This window comes from Burkholderia sp. ABCPW 14 (assembly GCF_001523835.1).
Taxonomy (GTDB): domain Bacteria; phylum Pseudomonadota; class Gammaproteobacteria; order Burkholderiales; family Burkholderiaceae; genus Burkholderia; species Burkholderia mayonis.
Genome location: NZ_LOVS01000009.1, coordinates 1 through 16,724 on the forward strand (window position 1 = coordinate 1; position 16,724 = coordinate 16,724).

A 16,724-nucleotide genomic window follows, 5' to 3' on the forward strand; every position below is an offset into this window, starting at 1 on the left:
AATTCCCGCTTGCGCGTGCGCTTCGTCGACAAGTTCAGTCCAAGGTCAGTTTGTTTCATGGGCTACATGCTCGCTGCCTCGACGATTCATGGCAAGCACTCGCGAAGGCTAGTTGTGCAGAATTTCCTTAAGCGATTAACGTGCCAATTGGTACAGTTCCTTAATATATAAAGACATTGACCAGACAATTCCTACCTGAATATTTTTTCACCAACCGAAAGCGTCTCATTCGCGGACACTTTGATACAGATCGAGCGACAGCAGGTGTCTCATCTAACAATTTCGTAATCTTTACGCAGCCCTTGCCGCTTAGCGCCCAGCCCTTTCGTCACAACGGTTTGCGAACCTTTACAGACAAAAATGGAATGATGTGAACATTTCATCTCAATAAAACTAGTGTTCGCGGCGGTTCTCGGGAAACTGTCTCAGATGTGAGTCAGCGAGAGACGGACACACTCTGTCATCCAGCCCACCCATCTCATGTAAACCATTGATTACAAACAATTTAACAAAAACACAAAAAGCTCACCGAACTTAACCGCCGTAAAAAGGTAAAGAATTCTGAACGGCTTTCCCGGATCGGAAATAGATACCGAAAATGGAGGCACCGGTTCCATTAAAAATGGTAAAACCAATTATCATTTTTCGAGGCAATTAAGCTCGTCCGAAATAAATTTAGGAATATTCCTAAATGTCAAAATTTGTGAAATGCGCATCGCATGCAAACCTCAAAAAATCCGACGTGATAATCTGAAATTGCATTTTCAACGTCAAGCAGAATTAACAAATAAAAATCGTACCTGTCTAGCCAGGCAGGGCCGATTGCGCGCGGCGCCCGGCCAGGCTCTGCGCCGTTGATCCGGATCTCCGATCCGGAAAGGACAAACCGTGACTTACCGCGAATTCAAAGAGCCCGCGACGAGGGCCGGCGGCATCATCGAGCTGCCGCACCGCACCGACGCCAACCGCTTCCTCGCAGCGCTCGGCGTCGCCGAGCGCGCGACGCTCGCGAGCCATCTGCAGCTTGTGCACGTGAAGTCCGGCCAGGTGCTGTGCGAACCGGGCATGCCGCTCGAACACGTCTATCTGCCCGTCACGACTGTCATCTCGATCCAGTACGCATCGTCCGACGGCATGACGCTCGAGATCGCGGAGATAGGCAACGAAGGGATCGTGAGCCCGCAGCTCGTCGGCAGCGACGGCGCGATTCCGTGCCGCGTGATCACATGCCGGGACGGCTTCTCGTATCGGCTCAGCGCGCGCGTGCTGTCGAACCTGCTCGAGGAATCGACGCAGTTGCGCCAGGCAGTCTTTCGCTGCACGCACCTGCTGATGGCGCAGGCGAAGCAGATCTCGTTCTGCAGCCGGCATCACGTGCTGAAGAACCAGCTGTGCCGCTGGTTCCTGCTCGCCTACGACCGCTCGCGAAGCGTCGAGATCCAGGTCACGCACAGCATGCTCGCGCAGATGCTCGGCGTGCGCCGCGAAACCGTCACCGACGCGGCCGGCGACATCCAGAAAATGGGGCTGATCCGCCAGTACCGCAGCTCGATCATCCTCGTCGATCTGCCCGGGCTCGATGCGCAATCGTGCGGATGTCACGCGATCATTCGCGAAGAGATGAAGAAGATTTTGTCCGCGCCGACGAGCGCATCGGGCGCGCTCACCGAATTGCGCAGCTAGCCCGTTGCGCGCCGCTCGTTCGCAGCGTCGCGCCTCGCACGACACCGGCGCCGCACGCGCGGCGCGCGGCTCCCGCCTTCGGCGCGACGCCCGGCAGCGTCGGTTAGGTGCCGAACAGAACCGCCTCATGCCCGATGGTCTACTACCCGTCGTACGCCACGCGGGCGTCATATGTCTTGCCCGCAGATACGGGGACCCTCATCCAAGCCGGAGCCGCCAGATGAAAAACGAATTGAGAACAATCATCAAGGACGTCGCGCATCTCGAAGCGTCGATCGACCATATCGCGGACAGCGACGACCTTTACGAAGCGGGCCTGTCTTCGCTGAACACGATTCAGCTGATGCTCGCCATCGAGAAGCGCTTCAACATCGAGATTCCGGACGAAATGCTGAACCGCCAGCTCTTCCAGAGCATCGACTCGCTTGCCGGAGCCGTCACGCATCTGCAGCGTGCCGCGCAATCCGCATGAAGCGCTTCGACGCCGAAACCGGCAACGCACGCGTCGCTGCCGTCGAATCCCTGCTCGTCGACGATCACACGTTGAACGAAGCCGCGCGCCGCGTCGCGCAAGTCGCCGCGCGCTTCGCCGACGCGGTTGATCGCGACGCGCGCTTTCCGACCGAAGCGATCGACGCAATGCGCGAAGAGCGCCTGCTCGGCGCGCTCGTGCCGACCGAACTGGGCGGCCGCGGCGCCTCGCTTGCAGCCGTCGCCGCCGCATGCCGGATCATCGGCCAGGCCTGCTCGTCGGCCGCGATGATCTATGCGATGCATCAGACGCAGGTCGCGAGCATCGTCGATCACGCGCTGTCGAGCGACTGGCACCGCCGCTTCGTCGAGCAGCTCGCCGAGCGCGAATGGCTGCTCGCGTCGGCGACGTCCGAAGAAGAAGTCGGCGGCGATCTGCGCAACAGCCGCTGCGCGATCGAAGCCGAAGACGACACCTTCACGCTCGCGAAGCTCGCGCCGACGATCTCGTACGGCGCGCAAGCGGACGCGATCCTCGTGACCGCTCGGCGCCATCGCGACGCGTCCGCCGCCGAGCAAGTGCTCGTCACGCTGCTGAAGGAAAACGCGACGCTCACGCGGCGCAGCGGCTGGGACACGTTCGGCATGCGCGGCACCTGCAGCGAAGGCTTCGCCCTCGATGCGCGCGGCCGCTGCGAGCAGATCTTCCCCATGCCGTTCGCGCAAATCGCCGAGCGAACCATGGTGCCGACGTCGCACATCCTGTGGGCGGCCGTGTGGACCGGCATTGCGAACGACGCATTCCTGCGCGCGCATCAGTTCTTCCGCGCGCAGATGCAGAAGCAAGGCGGCGCGCTGCCGCCGTCCGGCCGCCGGATCGCCGATGCGCTCGCGCTGCTGCAGGCGATGCAGGCGCGCATCGACGGCGCGCTGCGCCTGCACGAGCACAGCGCCGCGCGCTCGTGGTCCGCGTCGATGGCGCAGGCGGCCGAGATCAACACGCTGAAGACCTACGTGTCGACGACCGCGCTCGACGTGGTCAAGCACGCGACGATGATCTGCGGGATGGCGTCGTACAAGAACGGCACGCCGTACACGCTCGGCCGCCACATCCGCGACCTGCATTCGGCGCCGCTCATGATCAGCAACGACCGCATCGAAGCCAACACGGCCAACCTGCTGCTCGCGTTGCGCCCGGCAACGCTGGAGAGAGAGATTTGAACGACATGACCCATCCTTCCGCCCGCGCGGCCGAAACGGCTCAGGCGCCCATCGATCGCGACGGCGTGAACGCGCTGCGCGACGAGCTCGTCGAAGCGGGGCTGTTGATCTCAACGGGCATTCAGGGCCTCTTCGGCCGCAGCGAGAAGTTCGAGCGCGTCGTCGACGCGCTCGACGCCTACATCACGCGCCTCGGCGCCGACCAGCATGCGGAAGTGCTGCGCTTTCCACCCGCGATGAGCCGCCCCGAGTTCGAGCGCAGCGAATATCTGAAGAGCTTCCCGCAGCTCGCGGGCACCGTGCACAGCTTCTGCGGCGGCGAGCACGATCAGCAGCGCGTGCTGCAATGCCTCGATCGCGGCGAGGACTGGACCGAGAGCCAGAAGCCGACCTATGTCGTGATGACGCCCGCCGCATGCTATCCGGTCTATCCCGTCATCGCGCAGCGCGGCGCGCTGCCCGCCGGCGGCCGGATCGTCGACGCGTTCTCGTACTGCTTCCGCCACGAGCCGTCGCTCGATCCGACACGCATGCAATTGTTCCGGATGCGCGAATACATCCGGATCGGCACGCCCGAACAGATTCTCGCGTTCCGCCAGGACTGGATCGAGCGCGGCACGCGGATGATCGAAGCGTTGCGGCTGCCGAACAGCATCGACCTCGCGAACGATCCGTTCTTCGGCCGCGGCGGCAAGATCGTCGCGAGCAGCCAGCGCGACCAGAACCTGAAGTTCGAACTCCTGATTCCGATCGAATACGACGGACGCCTGACCGCGTGCCTGAGCTTCAACTACCACATGGACCACTTCGGCCTGCTGTGGGGCATCAAGACGGCCGATGCCGATGTCGCGCACACGGGCTGCGTCGGCTTCGGCCTCGAACGCCTGACGCTTGGCCTCTTCAGGCATCACGGCTTCGATCTCGACGCATGGCCGCAGGCGGTACGTGACGTACTGTGGGGACATCGATGAGCAGCATCCTGCTCGACGCGCCGGCGAACGGCGCATCGCTCGAAGAGATCTTCACCGACATCCGGCATCGCGTGCGGCACTACCGGCCGCATGCGCTGCACGGACCGCAGATGGTCTGGAAGCAGACCAACTGCTACGTCGATCTGTGGATCGAAGTGCTCGGCTGGTGGGGGCTCAATCCGTATGCGGCGCTGCCGTTTACGATCACGCTCGACTTCGAGGGCGACCAGTTCTCGTTCTTCAAGTTTCCGTTCGAGGATCTCGAGACGCTGTACGGGATCGTCGTGCAGGAGCATGCGATTTTCGAGCCGGTCGACGTGCACGTCGAGAACCAGGTCGCGCGCGGCCGTCTGATGCTCGCCGAAGTCGATGCGTGGTATCTGCCGGATACGCGCGGCAACAGCTATCAGACCGATCATACGAAGACGACGATCGGCATCGACGCGATCGACCGCGAACGGCGACGCGTCGGCTACTTCCACAACAGCGGCTACTACCTCGCGGAAGGCATCGACTACGACGGCCTGTTCGGCAAGCACGCGCCGTCGCAGCTCGTGCCGTACGTCGAATGCGCGAAGCGCCGATTCAAGCCGCTCGAGGAACGCGAGCTGTGCGAAGCGTCGCTCGCGCTTCTGGCGCGCCATCTGAAGCGGCGGCCGACGTCGAATCCGATCGCGGCGTTCCGCCAGCGGCTCGCGAGCGACGCGAAGACGATCGCGTCGCAGCCGATCTCGTACTTCCACGCGTATTCGTTCAACACGGTGCGGCAGCTCGGCGCGAACTTCGAGCTGTTCGGCCGCTATCTGCGCTGGCTCGAAGCGAGCGGCTGCAGCGGCCCGTTCGACACGCTCGTCGCCGCATGCGACACGATCGCGTCGGAATCGATGGTGCTCGAATTCCGTCTCGCGCGCGCGAGCGCGCGCGGCAAGGAGGAGCGCGGCGAAAGCAGTCTCGACATTCTCGAGCGCGCGTATGCGTCGCTCGTCGGCGGCGTCGCGCGAATCGCGCCGCCCGGCAAGGCCGAGCCGAATCCGCCATTCGGCACGCTGTACGTGCCGCCGAGGCCCGTCTCCGCGGTCAGATGAAATCCGCGCCGGATCGCGTGGCGCACAGCGCCGCCCAATGGACGTTGATCGCGACGCCCGCTGGCGCGATCGCGCGACCGAGCGAGCTCTGCGATGCCGGCTGGTGCGCCGCGCCCGTGCCCGGCACCGTCGCGCAGGCGCTCGCCGCCGCGCGGCGCTTCGATCCCGCGCATCCGTATCCGCTCGGCGACAGCGACTACTGGTATCGAACGACCTTGCACGGCGCGGGACCGCGCATCGTCCGCCTGAACGGTCTCGCGACGATCGCCGAGGTCTGGCTCGACGATACGCTGCTGCTCTGCTCGGACAACATGTACGTCGCGCACGACGTCGCCGTGACGCTCAGCGGTGCGAACCGTTTCTCCATCTGCTTCCGCTCGCTCGACCGGCATCTCGCCGCGCACCCGCCGCACGGCCGTGCGCGCTGGCGCACGCGTCTCGTCGACACGCCCGCGCTGCGCGGCGTGCGCGCGACGTTCCTCGGCCGGATGCCCGGCTGGTTTCCGGCGATCGAGCCGATCGGTCCGTGGCGCGCCATCGAAATCGCGAATCCGGCCGGCGCGCCGACGATCTTGCGCGACACACTGCGCGCGACGCTCGACGGCCGCGACGGCATCCTCGACGCGACGCTCGAATTCGCCGCGCCGCTCGCGAACGCAACGCACGCGCAACTCGTCTGCGGCGCGCACGCGGCGGCGCTCGAGACAACCGGTCCGCGCACCGCGCGCGCGACGCTCAGGATTCCGAATGTCACGCCGTGGTGGCCGCACACGCACGGCGAGCCGGCGTTGTACGAGGTCGGCGTCGAAGTCGGCGGCGCGACGATTGCGCTCGCCCAAACCGGCTTTCGCACGCTCGCCGTCGAACGCGGCGCCGATGGCCGAGGCTTCGCGCTGTCGGTCAACGGCACGCCGATCTTCGCGCGCGGCGCGTGCTGGACGAGCGCGGACCCGGCTGGCCTGCAGGCCGATCCCGCCGCATACCGCCGCGCGCTCACGCTCGCGCGCGACGCCGGCTGCAACATGATTCGCGTCGGCGGCACGATGATCTACGAAGCCGACGCGTTCTACGCGCTGTGCGACGAACTGGGCCTGCTCGTCTGGCAGGACTTCATGCTCGCGAACTTCGATTATCCGTCGGCCGACTCGCGCTTCACCGAGTCGCTGAAGCGCGAAGCCGAACAGTTTCTCGATCGGCACGCCGCGCGGCCGTCGATCGCCGTGCTGTGCGGCGGCAGCGAAATCGCGCAGCAAGCGGCGATGGTCGGGCTCGCCCCCGACGAGCGTCGCGCGCCGCTCACCGAGCAGTTGCTCGCCGAGCTCTGCGTCGCGCATCGGCCCGATGCGATCTACGTCGCCGATTCGCCGCACGGCGGCGTATTGCCGTTCGCGCCGCGCGAAGGCGTCACGCATTACTACGGCGTCGGCGCGTATCTACGGCCGCCCGAGGACGCGCGCCGCGCCGGCGTGCGCTTTGCGAGCGAGTGCCTCGCGTTCGCGAACGTGCCGTGCGACGCGACGCTCGCCTCGATCGGCTCGCCCGCCGCGCACGAGCCGGGCTGGAAACGCGCGGTGCCGCGCGATCCGGGCGCGCCGTGGGACTTCGACGACGTGCGCGACCATTACCTGCGCACGCTGTACGGCGTCGAGCCCGGGCGTTTGCGCGGCAGCGATCCCGCGCGCTATCTGACGCTGTCGCGCGCGATCGTCGCCGATCTCGTCGCCGAGACGCTGTCCGAATGGCGGCGCGTCGGTTCATCGTGCGCGGGCGCGCTCGTCTGGCAGTTCCAGGACGTGATGCCGGGCGCCGGCTGGGGCCTCGTCGACGCGCATGGCCGGCCGAAATCCGCCTGGCATGCGTTCAAGCACGTGTCGCGACCACGGCAGATCCTGCTGACCGACGAGGGGCTCAACGGTCTCGACGTACACGTGCTCAACGACACGCCCACGCCGCTCGACGCTCGCATCGAGCTCGTCGCGTTGCGTGACGGCAGGACGCCCCTCGTGCGCGTGAACCATGCGTTGCGCATCGGCGCCCACGCCGGCGTATGCATGAACGCCGCCGATCTGCTCGGACGATTTTTCGACTTCACGTACGCGTATCGCTTCGGCCCGCGCGAGCACGACGTCGTGCTCGCATCGCTGTATGCGGCCGACGGCGCGCTGCTGTCGCAGGCCTTCCACTTCCCGGAACGTACCGCGCCGACCGTGTTCGAGCGCGGCGACATCGGTCTCGAAGCAAGCGCCGCGTATCGCGACGGCCGCTGGCACGTCGACGTGCAGACGCGCACGTTCGCGCGCTACGTGCACGTCGTCGCGCCCGGCCTGCTGCCGGACCTCGACTGGTTCCATCTCGCGCCGGGTGCCGCCGCGCGAATCGAGCTCGCCGCCGACCCTCATTCCCCCGCTTCCGACGACAACCAACCCGACGCGCCCGCAGCTCGCCCTGCGCCGCCCGCGATCGAGGTGCGCGCACTGAATTCCAACAAGACCGTTCGCCCGAGGATAGAAAATTGAGACCAGTTCGATTCGACGATTGCTTAGGATGGCTGCATGAGGGGCGCACGCGACGCGGCGCCGTTATTTGCGAGGCGCTCGGACACGAGGCGTTGTGGACGCACAAGGTGGTACGCGCGCTCGCCGAGCGTCTCGCCGACGACGGCATGTGGGTGCTGCGCTTTCATTACCCGTCCGCGGGCGATTCGGCGGGCGACGATCTCGCGCCGGGGCGGCTGCCTGCGAGCGTCGCGAGCGTGCGGCGTGCGCTCGCCGTGCTGCGCGACAGCGCGTCCGTCGACGACGTCACGCTCGTCGGCCTGCGCGCGGGCGCCGCGTTCGCGACGCTCGCGCTCGCGGGCGACGACGCGCCCGCCGTCGATGCATTCGTCGCGCTCGCGCCTGTCGTGCGCGGCCGCGCCTATCTGCGCGAGCTGTCGGTCGTGCAGAAGCGCTGGCTCGACACGACGCCGCCCGCGATCCGCGAACAGCATCACGAAGAACCGTGGCTCAACATCCTCGGCCATCGCTACCCGGCCGATTTCGTCGCCGATCTGAAGCAGATCGATCTGAACGACGCGGTCGCGGCGACGATCGCGCCGCCGCGCGCCGCGCTGCTCGTCGATACCGACTACGGCGACGGTCCCGCGCTGCGCGCCGCGCTCGTCGCGCGCGGCGTGTCGACGGACCTCGAGTGTTTCCCGGAATGGCCGAACGCGCTGCAGGAAGGCGCGCGCTCGCGCGTGCCGCTCGCGGCGCTTGAATCGATCGCGCACTGGATCGGGCGCGGCGAACGTGCGGCGGAGTCGGCTTCGGAGCCGGAGTCGGCTGCGGCCGTGCGCAACGATCTCACGGCCGCCGCACCGGCGTCGGATGAGGCGATCGCGATTGCATCGCGCATCGCCGTGACGGCCAACGCAGCGAACGCTTCAAATGCAACGCGCGCCGCACATCGGGCGAAGGCCTCTGCGCCGATCACGTTCGCGTTCGACGGCGTCGCCGAAACGCTCGTCTACATCGGCGCGAAGCGCCTCGTCGGCACGCTGTGCGAACCCGTCGCGCCTGCGCGCGCCGGCACGCCGTGCCTGCTGATCGCGAGCACCGCGGCGAATCCGCGAAGCGCGGACGGCCGCATCGGCGTGCGACTCGCGCGCACGCTCGCGCAACGCGGCATCGCATCGCTGCGGGTCGACATCGAAGGCATCGGCGACAGCGGCGCACGCGCGCCGGACGATCAGTCGGTGGTGCTGTATTCCGATCCGGCGATCGCGGACGTCGTCACGGCCGCCGACTGGCTCGGCGCGCGCTGCCGGCGGCCGGTCGTCGCGTTCGGCGTGTGCTCGGGCGCGTTCGCCGCGCTGCATGCGGCCGCGCATGCGCGTGCGACCGTCGGCGTGATTGCGGTCAATCTGCCGCGCTTCATCTGGCCGCGCGGGCTCACGATCGCCGAGGCACGCAAGCAGCAGACGAACTCCGCGCGCGGCTATTTCGCGTCGATGCGCGACTGGAGCAAATGGCGCCGGCTGCTGCGCGAAGGCCGCGATCTGCGCCCTGTGCTGAGCGCGCTGCGTCGCCACGTGAGCGCGCGCCTGAGCGGGCCGGCAGGACGCTTCGCCGAACGGCTCGGCCAGCCACCGAAACGCGACACGCCGCGCGGCCTGATCAAAGCGCTCACTGACCGGAATGTCCACACGATGCTCGTCTACGGCGAATTCGACCCCGGCGTCGACGAACTGAGCCGCTACTTCGGCTCGCCGCGCCGCGCGTTCAAGCGCTCGCCGCTCGTGAGCGTCGAGATGATCCGCCTGCTCGATCATTCGGTGTACGGCACGTCGGCGGCCGAAATGGTCATCACGCTCTGCATCGACACGTTGACGGGCTGGGGCGACAAGACGCGCGGACCGCAGCCGCGCATCCGGCCGGCAGGCAGGCGGCACGGCGCGCCGCACGCGGCTTCCGCCGATGCGGCCGCGTCGTCCTGACGGCGATGCCGCTCGCACGAGCGCGCCGCTTTCGCCGCGGCGCACCGGCGCACCGGCGCATCAACTGGACGAAGCTGTGCTGCGCGGACGCTCGATGCCGTACGCTTCCATCCATCGATACAGCGTCGCGCGCGAGATGCCAAGCTCGCGCGCGGTGCCGGCGAGACGCCCGCGATTGCGCAGCAGCGCGAGTTCGATCACTTCCCGCTCGATCGATTTGCGAATCGCGGCGACCGACAGCGGCGCGACCTCGATGCAATGGTCGAGTTCGAGATCGTGCGCGGTGACGAGCCGCCCTTCCGCCATCACGAGCGCACGGCGCACGCGATTGATGAGCTCACGCACGTTGCCCGGCCAATCGTGCTTGTAGAGCGCCGAGATCGCATCGGTCGAGAAGCCGCGCACACGGTGCCGCGCATCGGCGCGAAAGCGTTCGAGCATGTGCCGCGCGAGCAGCTCGATGTCCTTGCCGCGCGCGCGCAGCGGCGGCTGATCGACGCGCAGCACGCAAAGACGGTGATACAGGTCCGCACGAAAGCGCCCGTCGTTCATCGCGCCGCGCAGGTCGACGTGCGTCGCCGAAACGATGCGCACGTCGACGGGCACGGGTTCGTTGCTGCCGAGGCGGTGGATCGTGCGCTCCTGCAGGAAGCGCAAGAGACTCGCCTGGCTTTCGAGCGGCAGATCGCCAATCTCGTCGAGCAGCAGCGTGCCGCCGTTCGCCGCTTCGACGTGGCCGATCTTGCGCGCGCTCGCGCCCGTGAACGCGCCGCGCTCGTAGCCGAACAGTTCCGACTGCAGCAGATGCGGCGGAATCGCGCCGCAGTTCACCGCGACAAACGGCCCCGCGCGGCGCGCCGAATGCTGATGGATCGCGGCCGCCGTGAGCTCCTTGCCGGTACCCGTCTCGCCCGACACGAGCACGGGCGCGTCGGTGCGCGCGATGCGGCGCACCGTGTCGAACAGTTGCAGCATCGCGTCGCAGGTGCCGATCATCCCCTGGTCGGCGGACGCGATGGGCGCCGTGCTCGGCGTGAACAGACACTCCATGCCGTACGCATGGCCGACCGCGTCGGCGATCCGCTGATGCGATGCCGGCAGCGTGATGTAGTCGAAGCAGTAATCGCGCAGCAGTGTGCGCACGTCGGGCACGTTCGCCTGTTGCGCTTCGACGAGCGCGACCCACGCGACGTTGCGCAGCGACGCGCACACGGATGCGACCGCGTTCATCTCTCCGATCGACACGGCGCTCAGATCGAGAATGCCGCCCGTGACTTCGCCTGCCGTCGTGCGCACCTGGTTCGCGCTCGTGACGACCGATATCTTCCAGTCGCGGCGCGCGAGTTCCCGGCGCAGCAGCGTCGACGGCTGATGCGTCCAGTAAATCAGCGGCCGCTGTCGGATAGATCTCCGGGAGAGCCCCCCGATGATCGCGCTAGTCGTCACTGGTGCCTCCGATAATGAACTGACTGTGTGACTCGACGAATCCATGTGTGGGCGAAGCCGACAATCGTCCGCCTGCCGGCAACGCAGCGCGAGACGGGAGCGTGTCGCGCCCCGCCCGTACACGATGCCGGGACGCGCCCGCTCGTATCGTTCGGGAGCGCACGTCAGATGCCTCTTTGGTCTCTGATTGAAGGTTAGATTTCGCAAAGAAAGCGGCGACGTATCGTTTCGGCCGCGTTTTTTTACGTGCGGCGCGCCGCGGGATCGGCAAGCGGCCTTGGACAAGTGACGCAAGCTCCGCTCCGAAAGCCGCGACACGCGTCGAATCGCCCGCGTGGCCGGGCTTGTTGAACTCGTCCGGAAAGATCGCGCGGCACACCGCGCAATCCTCATCACCTCGCTCTCTCAGGATGGCATTACTGCGTCATGCTCATGAAGCCGACTGTCGAAGTTACTCTACCATTCGCACTCTTTTACGATCGAATTCCCAACCTTGATTTGACCATCGTTGACCATTTATTGGGCAATTGCCACGGGCGGAACCGGACACCTTCACCACTGCCTGCCCATTGTGGCGCAGCCGCGCCGTAATGTTTGTGTATGAATGAAACAAATCCTTCCGGATCGATCGATGCCTGCCCGGTTTTTATTGAGATAAGACATTTGCGTTATTCCGTTGAGTCATTTCGTTGAATGTCTGCGTGGCTTCTCTGCGTTGCTTGAATATGGCTCGCGCGTTCAGCGCGTATCGTCGAGCCAGACGCGGCTCCATTCGGCGATTTTCGGCGCGGCATGCGAAATCCATGCGCTCACAGGTGCGCTTCGTCCGTAGCACGACAAGGCGATCGTGCAAGCCGCCGCGATGAACGCGATCGTCGATCGCGAAACGCCCGCGGCACGTCGTGCGGCGACGGCGTCGACGTACACGTGCGTGTTGCGATCCGCACGCATCGACATCGAATGCACCGCGCCTGCATGCGCGTCGCCTGCACGCGCTCCGGCGCGACGCAAGCGACTCGCCGTCGACATCGCGACGCCCGCGCCAAGCAGCCAGCCGGATACGATTTCGGACCACGAATGAAAGCCGAGCAGCACGCGCGAAATGCCGATCGCGAGTGCGAACGCAAGACCCGCCGCCAATGCACGCCGTACGTGTGCGTCGCGCACGCAGATCGCCGCGACGAGCGGGTACACGGCGGCGCCGAGCATCGTGTGACCGCTCACGCCGGTGAATCGCCAGGCGGCGATGCCGATTCCCCAGCCTGCGTAGACAAATTTCGTCGACGCGACCAGGCCGACCGCGCATGCGAAACCGATCGCCCAATACAGCGCGGCGCGACGGCGTCCGGTCGCGGCGAGCCAGCTCGACACCGCGACGGCGAGCGGCGCGGTAAGAAACGGGTCGCCAAAATTGGTTAACAGAACGAGTAATCGCATCACATCAGATAGAAGAAGCGCCCGCGCTCAAGTGCGCGCGAGCGTTTCGTTCCGGGAAGCGTCGTGCAGCGACGTCGTCGCGTCGCGTTCGACGGGCGCGTTGCCCGCCGAAAACAGCGACGCAAGCGGCTCGGCTTGCGTCGTGGGGACGATCGGGGCGCCCGGCGCCGGCACGGCGCCCGACGACTCGCCCAATTCCGCTTGCAAGGCAGCATAGCCTTCGAGCACGAAACGCGAGAATGCCGAGCGAAACCGCGCGGCGCTGAAACGCTCCGCATTCGCGCGACACACGTGCGGATCGAACGCGCCCGCCGGCATTGCATCGAACCGGTCGATCGCATCGATCAGCGCGTCGCACGTCTGCTTCGCATAGAAAAGACCCGTCGGCGCGGTGCCCGCCGCGCGCACCGATTCGCAGACGCCGCCCTTGCCGTACGCGATCACGGGCGTTCCGCATGCCTGCGCTTCGACGGGCGAAATGCCGAAATCCTCTTCCGCCGCGAACACGAACGCCTTCGCGCGCTGCAGATGATCGTGCAGCACGTCGAACGGCTGGTAGCCCAGCAGCGTGACGTTCGGGCCCGCGAGCGCGCGGATCTTGCCGGCCTCCGGCCCGTCGCCGATCACGACGAGCCGGCGCGACGGCATGTGCGAAAACGCTTCGACGATCAGATCGATCCGCTTGTACGGCACGAGCCGCGAGGCGGTCAGATAGAAGTCGTCCTTCGTGTCGCGCAGCGCGAGATGATCGACGTCGACGGGCGGATAGATGACCGTCGCATCGCGTCGATACGTCTTGCGAATGCGGCGCGCGACGAAACGCGAATTCGCCGCGAGCAGATCGACGCCGTTCGCCGAGCGCGCATCCCAATTGCGGATGTAATGCAGCAGCGTGCGCGCGAGCGCCGACTTCACGCCGCGCGCGAGCCCCGCTTCGTTCAGGTACTGATGCTGCAGATCCCATGCATAACGGACGGGCGAATGCACGTAGCTCGCGTGCAGTTGATCCGGCCCGCTCAACACGCCCTTCGCGACCGCATATGAGCTCGACAGGATCAGGTCGTAGCCGGACAGGTCGAATTGCTCGATCGCGAGCGGAAACAGCGGCAGGTAGCTGCGGTATTTGCTGCGCGCGAACGGCAGCTTCTGGATAAACGACGTGCGCACCGGCCGGCCACGCAGGCACGAGCGGTCGTCGAGAAAATCGACGAGGCTGTAGATGTCGGCTTGCGGAAAGCAGTCGATCATCTGCGCGAGCACACGCTCCGCGCCGCCATGCACCACCAGCCAGTCGTGAACGATTGCTACCTTCAAACAGGAAGTCCTTTTGATGTGCGCATAGGCGCGTCGAATCGAACGCAGGTTGCGTCGTCAGCGGGCGGCGCGGCGGGCACGGTGTCGCGTCGTCATCGCATGACGGACATTATCCGAACAAGCGCGGATGCTCTATGTGCGGAAGCGCACAGTACGCAGGGATCGGCGCAGCGGCTCGCGTGCGCAGCGCATCTCGGCATGCAGCACGCCGCGTCGCGCTCGTCACGCGCACGGTACGCTTTCGAACAGAACGGCACGAGGTCCGCCCGTATCTTGGCGACCATAGGCCGCATCGGAAACATCTCATGTCGCGGCGCACAAACCCCCCGCCGCACGACGCGGCACGCGGCCCAGAAACGAGGACCCTCCATCATGGACTGGACATGCTGCGAATTCAGGCATCTGAATTCGAACGAGCTTTACATGATCCTTCGCGCACGCAACGCAGTCCTGGTCGTCGAGGATGCGCACACGTATCTCGACATCGACGGCAAGGACGAATTCGCGATCCACGTATTCGCAACCGACAAGCGCGGCGAACGGCCGTCGATCGTCGCGTATGCGCGTCTTATGCCGGGTGACGACATCGATCCCGAAACGACGATCGACAAGATCCTGACGAGCGCCGCGCATCGCGAAGACAGGACGATCGACGCGCTGATCGAACACGTGCTGGCCGCCGCGCACGCGCGCTGGCCGGACGCGCCGGTGCGCGTTCAGGCGCCCGCGCATCGCGAAGACTTCTACAACCGCTTCGGCTTCCGCAAGGTCGACGGGCCGTATCTCGAGCACGGCGCGCCGTATGTCGGCATGCTGCGCGCGGCGAGCAGCCCGTCGAAGGCCGTGCGCAACCTGCTCGATTTCGTCGGCACCGCGACGACCGCGAGCGCCGTCGCGAAATCGGCGCCGCGCGCGAAGCGCAAGGCCGACGCCGAATCCGCCGCCAACGGCGAGCGCTATGCATTCGCCACCCAACTTCCCGCCGATTCCGGGATGAACCGATGACCGATCACGCCATGAACCCGACTTCCGCCGCGCCGCGCCAAGCGCTGCCGCGCATCCTGCCCGTGATTCTCGCGGGCGGCTCCGGCACGCGCCTCTGGCCGCTGTCGCGCGAGCATCATCCGAAACAACTGATCGATCTGATCGCCGACGAATCGCCGCTGTCCGCGACCGCGCGCCGCCTCACGGGCATCGCGAACGCCGAGCTCGCCGACACGCTGCTGCTCGTCTGCGGCGAGCAGCATCGCTTCACGAGCGCCGCGCAAGTGAGCGCACGCGGCCTCAAGGCGCGCATCCTGCTAGAGCCGGCCGCGCGCAACACGGCGCCCGCGCTCACGCTCGCCGCGCTCGAAGCGCTCGCGCATCACGGCGATCCGGTGCTCGCGGCGATGCCCGCCGATCATGCGGTGTCCGACACGCGCGCGTTCCAGGACACGATCGCGCAAGCCGCGCGCTACGCGCAGGACGGCGCGATCGTCACGCTCGGCGTGCTGCCGCGCCGCGCGGAGACGGGTTACGGCTACATCAAGGTAGGCGCGCCGCTCGCGGATTCGCAGGGCGTCGAAGGCGGCCACGCGATCGACAGCTTCGTCGAAAAGCCGCATCAGGAGCTCGCGCAGCAATACCTGCAATCCGGCGACTACTGGTGGAACAGCGGCATCTTCGTCGTGCGCGCGTCGACGTGGCTCGCCGCGATTCGCGCGCTGCATCCGGACATGCATGCGGCATGCGAGGCCGCATGGCGCAACGGCACGACCGAAGGTCCGTTCTTCAAGGCGGACGCGGCCGCGTTCGCCGCCTGCCCGTCCGACTCGATCGACTACGCGGTGATGGAGCGGTTGACGGGCGCGCGCGAGCTCGACATGCCGGGCGTGATCGTCCCGCTCGCGGCCGGCTGGTCCGACGTCGGCTCATGGGACGCGATCTGGGAACTGCTGCCGAAGGACGAAGCAGGCAACGTCGCGCGCGGCGACGTGCTGTTCGAAGGCACCGAGGACAGTTTCGCGCGCTCCGAGGGCCGGCTCATCGCATGCGTCGGGCTGAAGGACGTGGTCGTCGTCGAGACGCCCGACGCCGTGCTCGTCGCGAACAAGCATCGCGTGCAGGACGTGAAGACCGTCGTCGCGCGCCTGAAGTCCGGGCAGCACGAGCAGGTGCGCGATCACCGCAAGGTGCAGCGCCCATGGGGCTACTACGATTCGATCGATCGCGGCGAGCGCTTCCAGGTGAAGCGAATCGTCGTCGATCCGGGCAAGCAGTTGTCGCTGCAGATGCACTATCACCGCGCCGAGCACTGGATCGTCGTGCGCGGCACCGCGAAGGTCACGCGCGGCGACGAAACGTTCCTGCTGAGCGAGAACGAATCGACGTACATCGCGGTCGGCGCCGTTCACCGCCTGGAGAACCCGGGCAAGATTCCGCTCGAGATCATCGAGGTTCAATCGGGCGATTATCTCGGCGAAGACGACATCGTCCGCTTCGACGACCGTTATGGCCGCGCGAGCGCGCAATCCGCGCCCGAAGCGGCGAAGCCGGCCGCGGCCGGGCTCGAGCCGTCCGCCGAGCCCGCCCGCGCGCTCGGCGAGCACTGAGAATCGCGGGCGGACCGCCCGCGTC

The 16,724-nt window shown here is 66.4% G+C and carries 12 protein-coding genes and 1 pseudogene; 10 read left to right on the forward strand and 3 right to left on the reverse strand.

Going from position 1 to position 16,724, the window contains the following annotated elements; translation table 11 throughout:
* Positions 1-888: 888 nt before the first annotated feature.
* The 7 genes from WS62_RS01855 (at position 889) to WS62_RS01885 (ending at position 9,908) form a co-directional block, all read left to right on the forward strand.
* The gene (locus WS62_RS01855; RefSeq protein ID WP_066567008.1) at positions 889-1,683 is read left to right on the forward strand and encodes a Crp/Fnr family transcriptional regulator; all 795 of its coding nucleotides are present in this window, start codon (positions 889-891) and stop codon (positions 1,681-1,683) included.
* Between the two features lie 220 nt (positions 1,684-1,903).
* Complete coding sequence (locus WS62_RS01860; protein WP_010101690.1) at positions 1,904-2,155, forward strand: acyl carrier protein; 252 nt, start codon at positions 1,904-1,906, stop codon at positions 2,153-2,155.
* The gene (locus tag WS62_RS01865; protein WP_066567010.1) at positions 2,152-3,375 is read left to right on the forward strand and encodes an acyl-CoA dehydrogenase family protein; all 1,224 of its coding nucleotides are present in this window, start codon (positions 2,152-2,154) and stop codon (positions 3,373-3,375) included. Before WS62_RS01860 ends, WS62_RS01865 begins: the two co-directional genes overlap by 4 nt.
* The gene (locus tag WS62_RS01870) at positions 3,372-4,346 is read left to right on the forward strand and encodes an amino acid--[acyl-carrier-protein] ligase (protein ID WP_082720620.1); all 975 of its coding nucleotides are present in this window, start codon (positions 3,372-3,374) and stop codon (positions 4,344-4,346) included. The genes WS62_RS01865 and WS62_RS01870 overlap by 4 nt, the downstream gene beginning before the upstream one ends.
* On the forward strand, positions 4,343-5,431 hold the full coding sequence (locus WS62_RS01875) for a DUF1839 family protein (protein ID WP_066567016.1): 1,089 nt from the start codon (positions 4,343-4,345) through the stop codon (positions 5,429-5,431). Before WS62_RS01870 ends, WS62_RS01875 begins: the two co-directional genes overlap by 4 nt.
* Positions 5,428-7,947, forward strand: a complete 2,520-nt coding sequence (locus tag WS62_RS01880; protein ID WP_066567018.1) for a glycoside hydrolase family 2 protein — start codon at positions 5,428-5,430, stop codon at positions 7,945-7,947. The genes WS62_RS01875 and WS62_RS01880 overlap by 4 nt, the downstream gene beginning before the upstream one ends.
* On the forward strand, positions 7,944-9,908 hold the full coding sequence (locus WS62_RS01885; protein ID WP_066567020.1) for an alpha/beta hydrolase: 1,965 nt from the start codon (positions 7,944-7,946) through the stop codon (positions 9,906-9,908). Before WS62_RS01880 ends, WS62_RS01885 begins: the two co-directional genes overlap by 4 nt.
* Positions 9,909-9,968: 60 nt before the next feature.
* Here the strand turns inward: WS62_RS01885 and WS62_RS01890 are convergent, their stop codons facing one another.
* The 3 genes from WS62_RS01890 to WS62_RS01900 form a co-directional block, all read right to left on the reverse strand.
* Positions 9,969-11,354 (reverse strand): sigma-54 dependent transcriptional regulator, encoded by a 1,386-nt coding sequence (locus WS62_RS01890; protein ID WP_066567022.1) that lies wholly within the window; start codon positions 11,352-11,354, stop codon positions 9,969-9,971.
* 738 nt (positions 11,355-12,092) lie between these two features.
* Entirely contained in the window at positions 12,093-12,791 is a 699-nt protein-coding gene (locus WS62_RS01895; protein WP_066567025.1) for a phosphatase PAP2 family protein, read from the reverse strand.
* 27 nt (positions 12,792-12,818) lie between these two features.
* The gene (locus WS62_RS01900) at positions 12,819-14,105 is read right to left on the reverse strand and encodes a glycosyltransferase family 4 protein (RefSeq protein ID WP_066567027.1); all 1,287 of its coding nucleotides are present in this window, start codon (positions 14,103-14,105) and stop codon (positions 12,819-12,821) included.
* Positions 14,106-14,123: 18 nt separating this feature from the next.
* Here WS62_RS01900 and WS62_RS38745 point away from each other — a divergent pair.
* The 3 genes and pseudogenes from WS62_RS38745 to WS62_RS01910 all read left to right on the forward strand — a co-directional run bounded on the left by WS62_RS38745 (position 14,124) and on the right by WS62_RS01910 (position 16,699).
* Positions 14,124-14,511, forward strand: a pseudogene (locus tag WS62_RS38745) (hypothetical protein).
* Complete coding sequence (locus WS62_RS01905; protein WP_066567031.1) at positions 14,478-15,110, forward strand: GNAT family N-acetyltransferase; 633 nt, start codon at positions 14,478-14,480, stop codon at positions 15,108-15,110. Before WS62_RS38745 ends, WS62_RS01905 begins: the two are co-directional and overlap by 34 nt.
* Positions 15,107-16,699: a mannose-1-phosphate guanylyltransferase/mannose-6-phosphate isomerase gene (locus WS62_RS01910; RefSeq protein ID WP_066567033.1), complete on the forward strand. Its 1,593-nt coding sequence runs from the start codon at positions 15,107-15,109 to the stop codon at positions 16,697-16,699. The genes WS62_RS01905 and WS62_RS01910 overlap by 4 nt, the downstream gene beginning before the upstream one ends.
* Positions 16,700-16,724: the final 25 nt, after the last annotated feature.